Origin of the sequence: Vogesella margarita (genome assembly GCF_028548475.1) — a bacterium.
Classification (GTDB): domain Bacteria; phylum Pseudomonadota; class Gammaproteobacteria; order Burkholderiales; family Chromobacteriaceae; genus Vogesella; species Vogesella margarita.
Genome location: NZ_JAQQLE010000008.1, coordinates 15,281 through 31,493, shown reverse-complemented (window position 1 = coordinate 31,493; position 16,213 = coordinate 15,281). Strand labels below are relative to the sequence as shown.

Below are 16,213 nucleotides of genomic sequence, written 5' to 3'. Positions count from 1 at the left end.
TATGCCTGTCTTTCCATAAATGAAAAAGGCTGTCACCGGAGTGACAGCCTGAACTATACAGCAAACGCTGACGCGCTTAGTGCACGCGCTTGCGCAGATACTCCAGTGCCTTGAGCTGGGCAATCGCAGAAGCCAGAGCAGCTTGTGCTTTCGCCGTGTCTTGATCACTGGCCGCATGCTTGAGGGCATCCTCAGCAGTACGCTTGGCTTCTGCCGCACGCGCTTCGTCGAGATCCTCGCCGCGAATCGCCGTATCCGCAAGAACCGTGATGTGGTTAGGTTGCACTTCCATCATGCCACCCGATACCGCCACCAGCACTTCTTCCTTGGAACCAGGCACTGTCAAACGCAACAGGCCTGGTTTGATACGGGTCAACAGCGGCACGTGACGTGGATAGATACCGATCTCGCCTTCCTGAGCCGGTGCCACCAGAAATTCGGCTTCACCGGAGTAGATCTGCTGTTCGGTACTGACCACTTCCACATGCATCTTGGCCATTAGCCCTCTCCTTGATTAAAGGGTCTTGGCTTTCTCGACAGCTTCGTCGATGGAGCCGACCATGTAGAACGCCTGTTCCGGCAGATGGTCGTACTCGCCGCTGATAATTGCCTTGAAGCCCTTGATCGTTTCCTTCAGCGGAACGTATTTGCCCGGCGAGCCGGTAAACACTTCTGCCACGTGGAACGGCTGGGACAGGAAACGCTGGATCTTACGCGCACGGTATACGGTGAGCTTGTCTTCTTCAGACAGTTCGTCCATACCCAGAATCGCGATAATGTCACGCAGTTCCTTGTACTTCTGCAGGGTAGTCTGCACGCCGCGGGCAACGCTGTAGTGCTCGTCGCCAACAACCAGCGGATCCAGCTGACGGGAAGTCGAATCCAGTGGGTCTACCGCAGGGTAGATACCAAGGGAAGCGATGTCACGCGACAGCACCACGGTTGCGTCCAGGTGGGCAAACGTTGTGGCTGGAGACGGGTCGGTCAAGTCATCGGCTGGAACGTAAACGGCCTGGATGGAGGTAATCGAACCATCCTTGGTCGAGGTAATACGTTCTTGCAGACGGCCCATTTCTTCGGCCAGGGTCGGCTGGTAACCCACTGCGGAAGGCATACGGCCCAGCAGTGCGGATACTTCGGTACCGGCCAGTGTGTAACGGTAGATGTTGTCCACGAAGAACAGAACGTCACGGCCCTTGCCGTTTTCGTCCTTCTCGTCGCGGAAGTGCTCGGCCATGGTCAGACCGGTCAGCGCAACGCGCAGACGGTTGCCTGGCGGCTCGTTCATCTGGCCGTACACCATTGCCACTTTGTCCAGAACGTTGGAGTCCTTCATCTCGTGGTAGAAGTCGTTACCTTCACGAGTGCGCTCACCAACGCCGGCAAACACGGACAGACCCGAGTGTGCCTTGGCAATGTTGTTGATCAGTTCCATCATGTTAACGGTCTTGCCGACACCGGCACCACCGAACAGACCCACCTTACCGCCTTTGGCAAACGGGCACAGCAGGTCAATAACCTTGATGCCTGTTTCCAGCAGTTCAGTAGCGGAGGACAGTTCGTCGAACTTCGGCGCAGTCTGGTGAATGGCGCGAACGGATTCGCTAGCCACCGGACCTGCTTCGTCAACCGGATTGCCCAGTACATCCATGATACGACCGAGGGTGGCAGCGCCAACCGGTACCGAAATCGGTGCGCCGGTATTGGTGATCGCCATGCCACGCTTCAGGCCGTCAGAGCTACCCATCGCGATGGTACGCACTACGCCGTCGCCCAGCTGCTGCTGGACTTCAAGCGTCAGATCTGCGTCAACCAGCTTCAGGGCATCATAAATCTTTGGCATGGCGTCGCGTGGGAATTCCACGTCAACCACCGGGCCAATGATTTGTACGATTTTGCCTTGGCTCATTATCGGTTCCTAACTCAATAAACTTTTACAGTCCTGCGACGGTTATACCGCAGCGGCACCAGACACGATCTCGGACAGCTCTTTGGTAATTGCTGCCTGACGCGACTTGTTATACACAAGACGCAGTTGCTTGATCGCATTACCCGCGTTATCGGTTGCAGCCTTCATGGCGACCATACGGGCGGCTTGCTCGGAAGCAATGTTTTCCGCAACGGACTGGTACACCACGGACTCCAGATAACGCTTCACCAGGAACTCCATCACGTCGGTCGCATTCGGCTCGTAGAGGTAGTCCCACGAATGGGTGTGCTCCGATACCATATGCTCGTCGGTCAACGGCAACAGTTGTTCCAGGGCTGGCTCCTGTTTCATCGTGTTGATGAAACGGGAATACACGATATAAACCGCATCCAGTTCGCCTTCAGCATACTGTTTCAGCAGTACTGTAAGCGGGCCGATCAATTTTTCCAGCTTGGGCACATCGCCCAGCTGAACCGCACTTGCCACAACGTTCAGTTTGGCGCGCTGGCAGGCTGCAAGGCCTTTCTGGCCGATCGCGCAGACGTCAACTGCGACATCTTGCGCTTGCAGTTCGCTGACTTTGGCATAAAAGCGCTTCAGGGTATTGGCGTTCAAGCCACCGCAAAGGCCTTTGTCCGAAGTGATCAGCAGAATACCGGCACGCTTGATAACGTCACGACGTGCAAGCAGTGGGTGCTCCAGATCCGTGTTGGCCGAAGCCAGGTGCGCCATAACGGAGCGCACCTTCTCGGCGTAAGGACGGGCAGCGCGCATACGCTCTTGCGTTTTGCGCATCTTGGAGGTTGACACCATTTGCATAGCGCGGGTGATCTTCTGCGTGTTCTGCACGCTTCGGATCTTGGTGAGAATCTCTTTACCGACTGCCATATCCCGAACCTTTCTTTAACTCGAGGTTGTCCGAAAGACTCAGTTTAGAAACTGTAGCCAGCCTTGAACGACGCGATCGCCGAGGCCAGTACTTTTTCGTTGTCGGCAGACAGGTCACCGCTCGCATCCGTTGCAGTCAGTACGTCAGCATGGTTGGCGCGAACATAGGCCAGGAACGCGGCTTCGAAAGCCAACGCGCTCTTCACTGGCACATCTTCGTAGTAACCCTTGTTAACGGACCACAGTGTCAGCGCCATTTCGGCGGTCGACAGGGTCGAGAACTGCTTCTGCTTCATCAGTTCGGTAACCACTTCACCGTGCTGCAGCTGCTTGCGGGTTGCTTCGTCCAGGTCGGAAGCAAACTGCGAGAACGCAGCCAGTTCGCGGTACTGGGCCAGGGCCAGACGAATACCACCGCCCAGCTTCTTGATGACTTTGGTCTGGGCTGCACCACCCACGCGCGACACCGAAATACCGGCGTTGATCGCAGGACGGATACCGGCGTTGAACAGGTCGGTTTCCAGGAAGATCTGACCGTCGGTAATCGAAATCACGTTGGTCGGAACGAAGGCGGAAACGTCGCCAGCCTGGGTTTCGATGATCGGCAGTGCGGTCAGCGAGCCGGTTTTGCCTTTGACGGCGCCACCAGTCAGCTTCTCTACTTCGTCCTCGTTGATGCGGGAAGCGCGTTCCAGCAGACGGGAGTGCAGGTAGAATACGTCGCCAGGATAGGCTTCACGGCCCGGTGGGCGACGCAGCAGCAGCGAGATCTGACGGTAGGCAACAGCCTGTTTGGACAGGTCGTCGTATACGATCAGTGCATCTTCACCGATGTCGCGGAAGTATTCGCCCATTGCGCAACCGGAGTACGGGGCAATGAACTGCAGCGCGGCGGCTTCGGAAGCGGTCGCGGCAACAACGATGGTGTGACCCAGCGCACCGTGCTCTTCCAGCTTGCGTACCACGTTGGCGATCGACGATGCTTTCTGGCCTACGGCTACGTAGATGCAGACAACGCCGGTGCCTTTCTGGTTAACGATCGCGTCCAGTGCGACAGCGGTCTTGCCTGTCTGACGGTCGCCAATGATCAGCTCACGCTGGCCACGGCCAACCGGCACCATGGAGTCGATGGACTTCAGGCCGGTCTGCATAGGCTGCGAAACGGACTGACGGGCGATAACGCCCGGAGCAATCTTCTCGATCGGCGAGGACTTGGTCGCGTTGATCGGACCCTTGCCGTCGATCGGCTGACCCAGCGCGTTTACCACGCGGCCAACCAGCTCAGGACCAACCGGCACTTCCAGAATGCGACCGGTACACTTAACTTCCTGACCTTCGGAGATGTGCTCGTACTCGCCCAGGATCACGGCACCAACGGAGTCACGCTCCAGGTTCATGGCCAGGCCAAAGGTGTTGCCCGAGAACTCGAGCATTTCACCCTGCATCACGTCTGTCAGGCCATGGATACGAACAATACCGTCGGTTACGGAGATCACGGTACCTTTGGTACGCGTCTCTACGCCTTCGGACAGGTTCTGAATCTTCGCCTTGATCAGGTCACTGATTTCAGAGGGGTTCAACTGCATGATCTCTCCTAATTCTTGAGGCTTGCCGCCATTGCGTGCAGTTTGCCGCTCACAGACGCATCAATCACGTCATCACCGACCAGAATGCGTACGCCGCCGATAAGCTCGGCAGCTTCGCGCACTTCAATCCGTACGGTCTTGCCATACTTCTTGGTAAGCGCGGCAATCAGATCGGCTTGCTGAGCTTCGGTCAGCGGGAAAGCCGTTTCGACGACTGCGTCGATGACTCCCTCGGACTTGGCTCGCAGCTGTTCAAACTGGCTTGCAATTTCCGGTAACAATGTCAGACGGCGGTTTTCGATGAGGGTGACAACAAATTTCTTGATGTCGTCACTACCACGTTCACCCAACACGTCCAACAACAGCGCCTCAACCTCTTGCGCGGTATGTTTCGGGTTGGTGACCACCTGGGCCACGTCCGGGTTTGTCACCATGGCAGCCAGCCACGCGAGCGCTTCAGACCATTTGGCCTGCGACTGCTGCTCGGCGGCCAGGCTGTATACCGCTTCGGCATAGGGCCTTGCTACGGTAATAAGTTCTGCCATGAGTTGTTTAAAACTCCGCTTTGATGGAAGCTAACAGATCAGCGTGCTTGGCTGCATCGATCTCTTTGCGCAGGATCTTTTCCGCGCCGTTCACGGCCAGGGAGGCAACCTGCTCACGCAGCGACTCCTTGGCACGCAAAACTTCCTGATCGATCTGGGCCTTCGCGTCCGCCACCAGCTTTGCACCTTCGGTGCGAGCTGCGTCCTTGGCTTCATCCACGATCTGGTTGGCACGCTTTTCAGCGGCCAGGATCAGCTCGGTAGCTTGTTGTTTTGCCTGACGAAGTTCGTCAGCAACGCGCTTTTCGGCTGCTTCCAGATCCTGTTTGCCACGCTCTGCAGCGGCCAAGCCATCAGCAATACGCTTGGCACGCTCGTCCATCATGTTGGTAAGCGGAGGCCAAACAAACTTCATGGTGAACCATACCAGGATAGCGAAGGTGATCGCCTGGCCTAGTAGTGTTGCATTGAATTCCACGCTTGTTTTCCTCCAGTGGGGTTACGACAACAACCGCTTGCGTTAAAAATTAAGCGCCAGCTTTAACGGCAGCGATAGCTGCAGTCAGGAACGGGTTGTTGAAGGTGTACAGCATGGCAACACCCACACCGATCATGGAGATCGCGTCAAGCAGACCGGCGATAATGAACAGTTTGGTTTGCAGAACAGGGATCAGCTCAGGTTGACGAGCGGACGATTCCAGGAACTTACCGCCGAGGATGGCAAAACCCAGAGCAGTGCCAATCGCGCCAAGACCAATGATCAGGGCTGCGGCCAGAGCGGTCATCGACTGGATCTGAGATACGAGAGCTTCCATTTAAATCTCCTAAAGACTAAGTGCAAGGATGGTTTGAAAAAAGGTACTAAGAAAATCGTTGAATCAGTGCTTCTCTACCGCGAGGCTGAGATACACGATGGTCAGCATCATGAACACGAAGGCCTGCAGGGTGATCACCAGGATGTGGAAGATCGCCCATGGCGCGCCCAGAATCCACTGGAACGCAACTGGCAGCAGTGCAATCAGGATGAAGATCAGTTCGCCGGAGTACATGTTACCGAACAAACGAAGTGCGAGAGAGATCGGCTTGGCGGCCAGTTCAACCAGCTGGAACGCGAAGTTCACCGGCGCCAGGATGATGCTCATCACCAGGCCTTCGGCATGGAACGGCGCGGTGAACAGCTCCTTGATCCAGCCACCCAGGCCCTTGGCCGAGATGGAGAAGCCGATGATGCACAGCATGACCGACAGCGACATCGCGAAAGTGGCATTCACGTCAGCGGATGGCACGACACGGAAATAGGTGTGGTGAGGATCGGCACCGAAGAAGGTGTAACCAACCCACTGTGCCGCCATCGGAACCAGGTCAACCGGCAGCAAGTCCATGGTGTTCATCAGGAAAATCCAGACGAAAATGGTCAGTGCCAGCGGGGCGATGACTTTGCTCTTGGCATGAAAAATCTCTTTTACCTGGGTATCGACCATCTCGACGATGGTTTCGATGAACATCTGCAGGCGACCCGGGTTTTCCATCTTGGCGTTGCGTGCCACGGAGGCAAACACGGCCAGGAAAATGAAGCCAAGGATCAACGACACCGAGAAGGTATCGAGGTGCAGGGTCCAGAAGCCGCCTTCGTGCGATGATTTCCAGAACGTCAGGTGATGCTGGATATATTCAGTTGCGTTGCTTGCCATTGCTTTGGTCTCAATTTTTGATCAGAAGCCCGAACCAGTACGCGGAAGTGGCAGCGATAAAGCCACCAAACAATCCCGGCACCGATAAATCCTTGAAAAACACGAGCACACCACCAAATAGAAGCAGTGTCAGTATAAATTTTGCCGCGGCAGCGCGGTAATGGCTGCGCATGATGGCCGCAGGGTCGCCACGCTGCAGCGTGCCGGCGATGCGTATGTACACCAGCGCCGGGATGATGGCACACAAGCCACCCAACAATACAGACATGGCGGCATTCAGCGGTGCTTCGGCAGCCACCAGGCCAACCAACATGGCAAGCAGCGTCAGTCTGAGCTGGATGCGAACTACGCGTTTGGCGTCTGGATTAATCATGTCTGAATCGTAAAAAATCGGACGATTATAGGCTTGGCGTGACGAAAGCGTCAACTTTGCTTCGTTCCGCTGTTTATGGCCAGAATCAGGCTCACGACTTTGATTTTGCTTGCAGTTTTTCCAGCAGCCGGTCAAGTTCATCCAGATTTGCATATTCGATGATCAGCTTGCCGTTGCCGCGTGCCGCATTGCGCAAACTGACGCTCATGCCCAGCTGTTCGGACAGCGTTTCCGCCAGCCGGCGCACGTCGGCATCCTGCCGTGCCGGCACGGCAGGCTTGCGGCCAACCTTGGCATCCTGCTGTTGCGCTTTTTGTTCCACCTCGCGCACGGTCAGGCCGTCGGCGGCAATCTGTTGCGCCAGGCTGATCTGTTCCAGCACCGGCAGCGGCAGCAGCGCGCGGGCATGGCCCATTTCCAGGCGACCGTCGTGCAGCATCTGCTGCACCGGCTCCGGCAACGCCAGCAGCCGTAGCAGGTTGCTGACCGCGCTACGCGAACGGCCGACCGCCTCGGCGGCGGCCTCGTGGGTGAGGGCAAACTCGTCGATCAGCCGCTTCAGGCCACGCGCTTCCTCGATCGGGTCCAGCTCCTGGCGCTGGATGTTCTCGATCAGCCCCATTGCCAGCGCTGCCTCGTCGGACACGCTGCGGATCACCGCCGGGATCTCGGCCAGACCTGCCTTGCGGCTGGCGCGCCAGCGGCGCTCGCCGGCGATCAGCTCGTAGTCGCCGAGACCGACCTCGCGCACCACCACCGGCTGGATCACGCCCTGAGCGCGGATCGAGGCCGTCAGCTCTTCCAGTGCGACGTCGTCGATCTGGCTGCGCGGCTGGTACTTGCCGGGGCGGATGCGCTCGATCGCCAGTGCGGTCAGGCGGTCGTCAACGGATTCGACAGTGGAGAGCAGCGCGTCAAGACCGCGGCCCAGTCCTTTGAGTTTGGCCATCTTTATTGTTCTGCTGTGGTTGTTTGCGGTTCGAGACGGGCAGTCAGCTCCGCCGCGAGGGCGATGTAAGCCTGGGCACCGCGGGCGTTGCGATCGTAGATCAGTGCCGGCAGGCCGTGACTGGGCGCCTCCGCCAGGCGGATGTTGCGCGGGATGACGGTATCGAACACCTTGTCGCCGAAGTGGCGCGCCAGCTGTTCTGACACCTGTTGCGACAGGTTGCTGCGGGCATCAAACATGGTGCGCAGCAGGCCCATGATCTCGATCTTCGGATTGACCGCCAGCCGCACCTTGCGCAGGGTGTTGACCAGGTCGGTCAGCCCTTCCAGCGCGTAGTATTCGCACACCATCGGGATCAGCACGCCCTGCGCCGCCACCAGCCCGTTCAGCGTCAGCAGGTTCAGCGACGGCGGGCTGTCGATCAGGATGTAGTCATAGTTGGCCGCAACCTGCTCCAGCGCGTTCTTCAGCCGAGCCTCGCGTGCCAGTTCCTGCATCAGCTCGACCTCGGCCGCCGACAGGTCGCGGTTGGCCGGCAGCACATCGTAACCGCCCTGCTTCGCCGGCTGCAGCACTTCGCCGATATCGTGCTCGGCCAGCAGCACGTGATAGACCGAGCGCGACAGCGTGCTCTTGTCGATACCGCTGCCCATGGTGGCATTGCCCTGCGGGTCGAGATCGACGATCAACACCCGACGCCCCTGCTCGGCCAGGCTGGCCGCCAGGTTGACGACGGTGGTGGTTTTGCCGACGCCGCCCTTCTGGTTGGCGACCGCGATGATGCGTGCCGTCATTTGGCGACGACGCGCACGAGGTGACGCTCGGCATCAAGGCCGGGCACGGAGAGCGGCAACACTTCGGACACCGCGAAGTCTTCCGGCAGCTGCGCGATTTCTTCGTACGGGTACACCCCCTTCATCGCCACGAACTCGCCGCCGTCGGCCAGCAGGTGCTTGGACAGCTTGACGAACTCGGCCAGCTCGGAGAAGGCGCGGCTGGTGATGCGATCGAACTTCTGCGCCGGCTGGTAGGCCTCGACGCGCTCGGTGATCACTTCCACGTTCGGCAGCTTCAGCTCGATCACCGCCTGGCGCAGGAAGGTGGTCTTCTTGTGGTTGGCGTCCAGCACCACCACCTGCAGGTCCGGACGCGCGATCGCCGCCGGGATGCCGGGCATGCCGCCACCGGAGCCGACGTCGAGCAGGCGCGTGCCGCCGGCCAGGTGCGGCACCAGCGTCAGGCTGTCGAGCAGGTGGTAACTGACCATGCGCTCTTCCTCGCGGATGGCGGTCAGGTTGTAGGTCTGGTTCCATTTGGCCAGCAGGCCCAGATAGCCCTCCAGCAGAGTGATCTGCTCCGGCGTCAGCTCCAGGCCGATTGCGGCCAACCCTTGGGTAAGTTCTGCGTGGTGCGTCATGATGAAGTGGGCAATGATTGGAAACGAATAGCCCGATTGTAACGGGTATCAAAAACAAATGCGCCCCGAAGTCGGCACTCCGGAGCGCAGTGCAGCAATTTGGCGCTCAGGCGCCGTGACGGGCGTCGCTGAAGCCGCGCTTGAGGTGCACCAGCAGCAGCGCGATCGCCGCCGGGGTGATGCCCTGAATGCGCGAGGCCTGGCCCAGCGTCTCCGGGCGATGCTGGTTGAGTTTCTGCGACACTTCCTTCGACAGCCCCTTCACCAGCACGTAGTCGATGTCCAGCGGCAGCTTGACGTCGTCCAGCTGCTCGCGCTTGGCCACTTCCTCGTTCTGGCGGTCGATGTAGCCCTGGTACTTGACCTGGATCTCCACCTGCTCCGCCACCACCTCGTCAGCCACCCCCTCCCCCGCCTGTGACAGGGTCATCAGCTGGCGATAGTTGATGTTGGGGCGCTTCAGCAGGTCGTGCAGGCTGTACTCGCGCGCCAGCTTCTGGCCGAACATCGCCTCGTCCTCGCCCGGCTGCAGCTTGCCCGGATGCACGTAGTGCGTGGCCAGGCGCTGCTTTTCCGCCTCCACCGCGTCGCGCTTGCGGCAGAACGCGTCCCACTGCGCGTCACCGACCAGGCCCAGCTTGCGGCCAACCTCGGTCAGGCGCAGGTCGGCGTTGTCCTCGCGCAGCTGCAGGCGGAACTCGGCACGGCTGGTGAACATGCGGTATGGCTCGGACACGCCCATGGTGGACAGGTCGTCCACCAGCACGCCGAGGTAGGCCTCGTCGCGACGCGGGCACCAACCCGCCTGTTCGCGGGCGAAGAGGCCGGCGTTGAGGCCGGCGAGCAGACCCTGCGCCGCCGCTTCCTCGTAGCCGGTGGTGCCGTTGATCTGACCGGCAAAGAACAGGCCGTGGATGGCCTTGGTTTCCAGCGTCGACTTCAGCCCGCGCGGGTCGAAGTAGTCATACTCGATCGCGTAGCCGGGGCGCAAGATGTGCGCGTTTTCCAGGCCGGGAATGGAGCGCACCGCCGCCAGCTGGATGTCGAACGGCAGGCTGGTGGAAATCCCGTTCGGATAGTATTCGTGCGTGGTCAGGCCTTCCGGCTCCAGGAAGATCTGGTGGCTGTCCTTGTCGGCAAAGCGGTTGATCTTGTCCTCGATCGACGGGCAGTAGCGCGGGCCGACGCCTTCGATCACGCCGGTGAACATCGGGCTGCGCGCGAAACCGCTGCGGATGATGTCGTGGGTGCGTTCGTTGGTGTGGGTGATCCAGCACGGCAGCTGTTTCGGGTGCAGCGCGCGGCTGCCGCGATAGGAGAACACCGGCTCCGGGGTGTCGCCCGGCTGCGCTTCCATCACACTGAAGTCGATGCTGCGGCCGTCGATACGCGGCGGGGTGCCGGTCTTCAGGCGCCCCACCGGCAGGTTCAGTTCGCGCAGGCGCTCGCCCAGCGTCGACGCCGCGGCATCGCCGGCGCGACCGCCGCTGTAGTTTTCCAGCCCGACGTGGATCTTGCCGGACAGGAAGGTGCCGGCGGTGAGCACCACGCTCTTGCCGCGGAAGGTGATGCCGATGGCGGTGATGGCGCCAGTGACACGGTCGCCCTCGATCAAGAGGTCGTCCACCGGCTGCTGGAACAGCGTCAGGTTGGGCTGGTTTTCCAGCATCTCGCGGATGGCCGCTTTATATAGCACGCGGTCGGCCTGGGCGCGGGTGGCGCGCACCGCCGGGCCCTTGGAGGCGTTCAGGGTGCGGAACTGGATGCCGCCGATGTCGGTGGCCAGCGCCATGGCGCCGCCCAGCGCGTCCACTTCCTTGACCAGATGACCCTTGCCGATGCCTCCGATCGACGGGTTGCACGACATCTGCCCCAGCGTCTCGATATTGTGGGTCAGCAGCAAGGTGTTACAGCCCATGCGCGCAGCCGCCAGCGCGGCTTCGGTCCCGGCATGGCCGCCGCCCACCACGATCACGTCAAAGGTCGTCGGATAAATCATGAAATGCCCGCCTGCTAAATAAGACTGTGAGCCGTTGCCGCCGTGCCGCCACCGTATCAAGGTTGGCCGCAACCGGCAGCACCTGCCCGGCTATGGAAAGAACCGGACATTGTAACCGAAATCCGCCATCGCGCTAAGCCGTTGATTTTCATCATCCTGGCTGTCATCGGGGTTTCACCGGCCGGTCATGCGCCGTTCATGGTGTGGACACGGCGCCGTCAGAATCGCCGTTTAGCATGCAGCCATCGACCCCGCACAGGAATGCAGCATGCAATTGAGCGAACAACTGGCGGTCAGCACCGCCCCCCGGCTAAGCGTGCGACTGGCGCGCAGCGACAAGGACATCCGCCGCGCACAGAAGCTGCGCTACCAGGTGTTTGCCACCGAGATGGGCGCGCAACTGGCCTCCGCCGCCGAGGGCATCGACCGCGACGACTACGACGCCTTCTGCGACCACCTGCTGGTGGAGGACAACGCCAGCGGCAAGGTGGTCGGCACCTACCGCATGCTGCCACCACAGCGGGCGCGGCAGCTGTCGCAACTGTATTCCGAGCACGAGTTCGAGCTGTCGCGACTGGCCGGCATCCGCGACCACGTGATCGAGGTCGGCCGCTCCTGCGTGCACAAGGACTACCGCCGCGGCGCAGTCATCGCCATGCTGTGGGCCGGCCTCGCCGACTACGTGCGGCAGCAGGGCGGCCAGTACCTGGCCGGTTGCGCCAGCGTCAGCCTCGCTGACGGCGGTCATCAGGCGGTCAGCCTCTACCGCCAGCTGGAGGGCAAGCACCTGGCACCACCGGAGTGGCGGGTGACGCCGCACCTGCCCCTGCCGCTGTACCGGGTGCAGGACGACGCCGCACCGGCACCGCTGCCACCGCTGATCAAGGGCTATCTGCGAGCCGGTGCCTGGGTGTGCGGCGAGCCGGCGTGGGATCCGGATTTCAACTGTGCCGACTTCTTCATGCTGCTGCCGATGAGCCGCCTCGACCTGCGCCACCAGAAGCACTTCGCCGCCAGCTGAGCCGCACCGCCAGGTTGGCCGCCGCTGCACCTTGCGGCCAACCTTTGGCGCGCTGTTACAATCGCGGGATGGAATATTCAGTCACCCCCGTCGGCATCATCCGCTCGCCGTATCAGGAAAAATTCGGCATTCCGCGCCAGCCGGCACTGGCCCCGTCCGCCCCGGTCACGCTGGAACTGCTGCCGCCCTACAACCAGCCCGACTGCGTGCGCGGACTGGAAGACTTCTCCCACGTGTGGCTGACCTTCGTGTTCCACGACACGCTGGCGCGCGGCTGGCAGCCGCTGGTGCGCCCGCCGCGGCTGGGCGGCAACAGCAAGGTCGGCGTGTTCGCCAGCCGCGCCACCCACCGCCCCAACGGCCTCGGGCTGTCGCTGGTGGCACTGCAGGGCATCGACACCCGCCACGGTGTCACGCTGCAGCTGAGCGGCGCCGACCTGCTCGATGGCACGCCGGTGCTGGACATCAAGCCCTACATCCCGTTTGTGGAAGCCAAGCCCGACGCCCGCGGCGGCTTCGTCGACGGCCCGCCACCGCAGCTGACGGTACGCTGGAGCGAGAGCGCACGTACGCAGCTGCAAGCCTGGACGCAAGCCCCGACGTGGCTGCCGCAGCTGATTGAAGAAGTGCTGGCACAGGATCCGCGCCCCGCCTACCAGGATGACCCGCAGCGGCGCTACGGCATGCGTCTGGCCGGCTGCAACATCGTGTTCGGCATTGCCGATAATGTGGTGACGGTACTTGAAATAACGGCACCCACCCAGAACTAATCCGCGCGGCACCCGGTCGAACTGCGTCCGGACCTTCCGAACACGGATGTGCCGCTTACACTGGAGATTGACAACATGACTTCCCGAGCGAAGACCGCTTTGCTGGCCCTCTCACTCATTAGCGTACTGGCGGCGCCATTTGCCGACGCCGCGCGACTGGGGAAAGGCCGTAGTGCCGGCATGCAGCGTGCCACCCCGACCCAAAGTTACCAACAACCAAGCGCAGCACCGGCACAGCCTGCTGCGCCAATGGCACCCGCCGCCGCCGGCCAGCAAAAAGGCTCCGGTATTGGCGGCATGCTGGCTGCAGGCGCCGTCGGCGCCGCTGCCGGCTACATGTTGAGCTCCGCCTTTGGCGGCACCAACGGCGGCTTCCCGTGGATGGCCGTGATTGTCGGCGGTCTGGGCGGTCTGGCCCTGTTGTCGTTCTTCCGCAACCGTGCGGCCAACCGCCAGCGTCAGCAAGCGCCACGTCCGATGTCGATGCCGAACGCCAGCCGCTTCGAACCGGCCGCTGCCGGCCCCAACGGCGCCATTCCGCCGATCGGCTCCGGCATGCAGCCGCAGGGCGGCAGCGGACTGACCCCGCCACCGGCCAGCCTGCAGCGCCTGCCGGACGGAACCGAGATTCCGCACTTCCTGCGCCAGGCCAAGGCCACCTTCCTGCACCTGCAGAACCTGAACTCGGCGGAAAGCCTGGAAGAAGTACGCAAGTACATGACGCCGGATCTGTTCAACGCGCTGCGTGACGACATCAGCAGCAACAGTGAAGCGGCCGACTTCCCGCAGCTGGACTGCACCGTGATCGAAGCCGTCAACGAAGGCGGCCGCATGATCGCCAGCGTCCGCTTCAGCGGCACCGTCAGCGAAAGCGTCGGCAGCGCGCCGGTACCGTTCAGCGAGGTGTGGCACTACGTGAAAGACGACAGCAACAGCGCGAAGTGGCTGATCGCCGGCATTCAGCAGAGCTGATCCGCTAGCCGTGCATGCAATGCACAACGCCGCCCCATCGGGCGGCGTTTTTCATGGACAGCCGGCGACAAGCCGGCGCCGGGCATTGCGGCCAACCTTGCCGCACTCCTGCAGACAGACTCGGCGCTACGACTGGGGCAAGCAACCCTCAGCGGACCGCCGGGCCGGTGACGCCGTCAAAACCCAGTTCGAACAGCACCTGCTGCTCCTGTTCCTGCTTCACCCCTTCGGCGATCACGCCGAGGCCGATATTGTGCGCGATATTGCACACCCCCTTCAGGAACACCTGGTTGCCGGCGTGCTGATGGATGTCCTGCACGAAGCTGCCGTCGATCTTCAGGTAGTCGATGCCCAGGTCGTGCAGCTGGCCGATCAGGCTGAACTGGCGGCCAAAGTGTTCGATCCCCAGCTTGCACGGCAGCTCGGCCAGCGCCAGACACAGCGCGCGGAAGGCGTCGAAACGCGGCAGGATGCCGGCCTCCGGCATCTCCAGCCACAGCCGCGCGGCGCTGTGGCCATGCTCGCGGATCTGCGCCACCAGCTGGCGCAGGAAGTGCTCGCTGGCCAGCGATTCCGCCGCCAGGTTGACGGCGATACCCGGACAGTCCGGCTCTGCCGCCAGCTGCCGCAGCGCCATCGCCACCGCCGCCAGATCCAGCCCCGCCACGCGCCGGGTACGGATCGCCATCGGCATGAACTGGCCGGCCGGCAGCCACGCTTCGCCCTGGCGCAGGCGCAGCGGCGCCTCCTCGTGCAGCAGCGCCCCCTGACGGTCACGCACCGCGAAGCGCACCAGGCGCAGGCCCTCGTCCCGCAGCGCCTGATCGAGCATGCCGCCCCACACTTCCGCGGTTGGTGCCGGCGGCTTGTTGACGTTGCTGCCGGCCAGCTCGATGCGTACACCGGCGCCAAACTCGGACTGCGCGAGCGCCTGATCCAGCCGCGACATGATGTCGCGCACGGTATCGCCGTCGCGCAGGTCGGTAGCCGCCATCGCCAGTACGACCGGTTGCGCGGCAAAGCTGCTCAGCAACGCGTGCAGCTCGTCGTGCAGCTGTTGCAGGCTGGCGACCTCGGCCCGGCTCGCCGGCAACAGCAGCGCGAAATCGGCACCGTTGAGGCGCGCCGCCTGACTGTCGATACCGAAGCGTTGCGGATCGCGCAGCACGGCACCGAACTGGCCCAGCATTTCATCGGTCAGCGGACGGCCCAGCTTGCTGTTGATGTCGGCCAGCGCCTCGATGCGCATCAGCAGCAGCACGCTGCGCTCGTCTTCGCGCTCATGCAGGCCGGCGCCGAGACGGCCCATGAAGAATTGCCGGTTGGCCAGTCCGGTAACGCTGTCGAAGTTGACCTGGCGGCGCAACACCTCCAGCCGTGCGGCCTCTTCCTCGAACATCATCTTGACGCGGATCACCATCGCATTCATCGCCTGCGCCAGCCGCCCCATCTCCGGGCCGGACGGCTCGGGGATGGTGATGAAACGGCGCTGGGTAATCGCCTTGGCCTGGTTGACCACGCCCAGCAGCTGCTTGCGGATGGTGTTGACGCCGAAGGAACCGATGGCGCCCACCACCAGCCCGGCGATCAGCACCCAGAACGACACCTGCAGCGCGCCTTCCCACAGCGAGGCGTAAGCGTAGCCGGCTTCGCTTTCCACCTCGATGGTGCCGGCCTGCATCCAGCCGCTGCTGACCATCGCCCGCGCCGGCGTCGGCGCCAGGGTGAAAATGTTGCGAAACCACGCCGGTGCGCTGCCGGACTGGTAGGCATTGATGCGCTGCACCCGCGGCTTGCCGTCGGCGCCGATCCAGGAAATGCGGTGGAAGTGGCCCTGGTCGAAGGCAGCGTTGATCAGCGTCTCGCCCATCGCCGGGTCAGCCTGGTTCTGGGTGATCAGCAGTGCCAGCGAGTTGGCCGCATCGGCACTCTGCGCCGCGAGCTGCTGCTGCAGATAGTTGCGGGCGTTGAACAGGTTGGCGGTCAGGCTGCCCGCCGCCGCGAGCACCACCGCCGCCACCACCAGAAACCAGAGCTGTTGAATCAGGGAAACGCGTTTCATCGGTGCCGCT

Annotated in this window: 17 protein-coding genes; 3 read left to right on the top strand and 14 right to left on the bottom strand. The window is 61.9% G+C overall.

The features are described from left to right. Positions 1–76: 76 nt before the first annotated feature. The 13 genes from PQU96_RS09740 to mnmG all read right to left on the bottom strand — a co-directional run bounded on the left by PQU96_RS09740 (position 77) and on the right by mnmG (position 11,378). On the bottom strand, positions 77–499 hold the full coding sequence (locus PQU96_RS09740; protein WP_047968188.1) for a F0F1 ATP synthase subunit epsilon: 423 nt from the start codon (positions 497–499) through the stop codon (positions 77–79). Between the two features lie 15 nt (positions 500–514). Then, positions 515–1,909 (bottom strand): F0F1 ATP synthase subunit beta, encoded by a 1,395-nt coding sequence (gene atpD, locus PQU96_RS09735; protein ID WP_047968189.1) that lies wholly within the window; start codon positions 1,907–1,909, stop codon positions 515–517. 42 nt (positions 1,910–1,951) lie between these two features. After that, on the bottom strand, positions 1,952–2,818 hold the full coding sequence (atpG, locus tag PQU96_RS09730) for a F0F1 ATP synthase subunit gamma (protein WP_047968190.1): 867 nt from the start codon (positions 2,816–2,818) through the stop codon (positions 1,952–1,954). A 44-nt stretch (positions 2,819–2,862) separates the two neighbouring features. Beyond that, entirely contained in the window at positions 2,863–4,404 is a 1,542-nt protein-coding gene (gene atpA / locus PQU96_RS09725) for a F0F1 ATP synthase subunit alpha (RefSeq protein ID WP_272772146.1), read from the bottom strand. An 8-nt stretch (positions 4,405–4,412) separates the two neighbouring features. After that, a complete protein-coding gene (locus tag PQU96_RS09720; RefSeq protein ID WP_272772145.1) occupies positions 4,413–4,949 on the bottom strand; it encodes a F0F1 ATP synthase subunit delta in 537 nt (178 codons plus the stop codon). Between the two features lie 7 nt (positions 4,950–4,956). Further along, on the bottom strand, positions 4,957–5,427 hold the full coding sequence (locus tag PQU96_RS09715) for a F0F1 ATP synthase subunit B (RefSeq protein ID WP_272772143.1): 471 nt from the start codon (positions 5,425–5,427) through the stop codon (positions 4,957–4,959). A 49-nt stretch (positions 5,428–5,476) separates the two neighbouring features. After that, the gene (atpE, locus tag PQU96_RS09710; protein ID WP_047968194.1) at positions 5,477–5,764 is read right to left on the bottom strand and encodes a F0F1 ATP synthase subunit C; all 288 of its coding nucleotides are present in this window, start codon (positions 5,762–5,764) and stop codon (positions 5,477–5,479) included. A 63-nt stretch (positions 5,765–5,827) separates the two neighbouring features. Further along, on the bottom strand, positions 5,828–6,640 hold the full coding sequence (gene atpB, locus PQU96_RS09705) for a F0F1 ATP synthase subunit A (protein ID WP_272772142.1): 813 nt from the start codon (positions 6,638–6,640) through the stop codon (positions 5,828–5,830). A gap of 10 nt (positions 6,641–6,650) precedes the next feature. After that, positions 6,651–7,154, bottom strand: a complete 504-nt coding sequence (locus tag PQU96_RS09700; protein WP_272772141.1) for an ATP synthase subunit I — start codon at positions 7,152–7,154, stop codon at positions 6,651–6,653. Beyond that, entirely contained in the window at positions 7,105–7,962 is an 858-nt protein-coding gene (locus tag PQU96_RS09695; RefSeq protein ID WP_272772140.1) for a ParB/RepB/Spo0J family partition protein, read from the bottom strand. The genes PQU96_RS09700 and PQU96_RS09695 overlap by 50 nt, the downstream gene beginning before the upstream one ends. Before the next feature lie 2 nt (positions 7,963–7,964). Then, the gene (locus tag PQU96_RS09690; RefSeq protein WP_272772139.1) at positions 7,965–8,756 is read right to left on the bottom strand and encodes a ParA family protein; all 792 of its coding nucleotides are present in this window, start codon (positions 8,754–8,756) and stop codon (positions 7,965–7,967) included. Beyond that, positions 8,753–9,379, bottom strand: a complete 627-nt coding sequence (gene rsmG / locus PQU96_RS09685) for a 16S rRNA (guanine(527)-N(7))-methyltransferase RsmG (protein ID WP_272772138.1) — start codon at positions 9,377–9,379, stop codon at positions 8,753–8,755. Before rsmG ends, PQU96_RS09690 begins: the two co-directional genes overlap by 4 nt. Before the next feature lie 106 nt (positions 9,380–9,485). Continuing rightward, complete coding sequence (mnmG, locus tag PQU96_RS09680; RefSeq protein ID WP_272772137.1) at positions 9,486–11,378, bottom strand: tRNA uridine-5-carboxymethylaminomethyl(34) synthesis enzyme MnmG; 1,893 nt, start codon at positions 11,376–11,378, stop codon at positions 9,486–9,488. Between the two features lie 268 nt (positions 11,379–11,646). Between mnmG and PQU96_RS09675 the strand changes: the two genes are divergently transcribed. From PQU96_RS09675 to PQU96_RS09665, 3 genes are all read left to right on the top strand, one after another. Then, positions 11,647–12,399 carry a GNAT family N-acetyltransferase gene (locus PQU96_RS09675; protein WP_272772135.1) on the top strand — a complete coding sequence of 251 codons (753 nt, stop codon included), beginning with the start codon at positions 11,647–11,649 and terminating at the stop codon, positions 12,397–12,399. A 68-nt stretch (positions 12,400–12,467) separates the two neighbouring features. Continuing rightward, the gene (gene tsaA / locus PQU96_RS09670; RefSeq protein ID WP_272772134.1) at positions 12,468–13,169 is read left to right on the top strand and encodes a tRNA (N6-threonylcarbamoyladenosine(37)-N6)-methyltransferase TrmO; all 702 of its coding nucleotides are present in this window, start codon (positions 12,468–12,470) and stop codon (positions 13,167–13,169) included. Positions 13,170–13,418: 249 nt separating this feature from the next. Continuing rightward, the gene (locus PQU96_RS09665; protein ID WP_272772133.1) at positions 13,419–14,141 is read left to right on the top strand and encodes a Tim44 domain-containing protein; all 723 of its coding nucleotides are present in this window, start codon (positions 13,419–13,421) and stop codon (positions 14,139–14,141) included. 148 nt (positions 14,142–14,289) lie between these two features. On the opposite strand, the gene PQU96_RS09660 is transcribed toward PQU96_RS09665, so the two are convergent. After that, positions 14,290–16,203 carry a bifunctional diguanylate cyclase/phosphodiesterase gene (locus tag PQU96_RS09660; protein ID WP_272772132.1) on the bottom strand — a complete coding sequence of 638 codons (1,914 nt, stop codon included), beginning with the start codon at positions 16,201–16,203 and terminating at the stop codon, positions 14,290–14,292. Positions 16,204–16,213 lie beyond the last annotated feature (10 nt).